1 protein-coding gene is annotated in these 255 nt (G+C 49.8%); it reads left to right on the forward strand.

Features of this window, described 5'->3' with window-relative positions; translation table 11 throughout:
* Positions 1-22 precede the first annotated feature (22 nt).
* A partial coding sequence (gene tnpA / locus V6B97_RS17510; protein ID WP_333507721.1) for an IS200/IS605 family transposase occupies positions 23-255 on the forward strand: 233 nt, incomplete at its 3' end.

Below are 255 nucleotides of genomic sequence, written 5' to 3' on the forward strand. Positions count from 1 at the left end.
AACAAATCAAAAGGAGGTCACGATGGGTGACGCCAAGAGTCTAGCTCACACCAAGTGGAACTGCAAATACCACATCGTTTTTGCACCAACGTACCGCCGACAGGTATTCTATGGCGAGAAGAAGCGGACGATAGGGGAAATTCTACGCAAGCTGTGTGAGTGGAAGGGGGTGCATATAGTCGAAGCGGAGTGCTGCCCCGACCACATCCATATGCTTCTTGAAATCCCTCCGAAAATGAGTGTGTCGGGATTTAT

The sequence above is a fragment of the Nitratidesulfovibrio sp. 1201_IL3209 genome (assembly GCF_036763125.1).
Lineage (GTDB): Bacteria > Desulfobacterota > Desulfovibrionia > Desulfovibrionales > Desulfovibrionaceae > Cupidesulfovibrio.